The following is a 268-nucleotide window of genomic DNA, read 5'->3' on the forward strand; positions in this document are numbered from 1 at the left end:
GCCGTGGGTGTGTCAGCCAGCCCAGGTTCAACTCGCTGTAGCCGTGCTCGCTCGCAAGCTGTGCGCTGATTTGCTCGGGCGTATCGTCCAGACGAAGCTGGTTCAGGCGGCCCCCTTGCACTTCCTTGCTCTTGATACCGGATAAATATCTGTTCTCCGGTAGGGTGCCGATATGGTTGAATTTGGGCGGCAATGCCGCGCCGTTGTAGACCTGGCCAACAATAAGCGGCTTGTCAGGATCGCCACCGAGGAAATCTACGATCACTTC

Annotated in this window: 1 protein-coding gene; it reads right to left on the reverse strand. The window is 57.5% G+C overall.

Going from position 1 to position 268, the window contains the following annotated elements:
* The coding region (locus ACPYOM_RS22650; protein WP_481347688.1) for a type VI secretion system Vgr family protein at positions 1-268 on the reverse strand (268 nt) is incomplete at both ends.

The organism is Monashia sp. HAY1-2A, assembly GCF_056755315.1.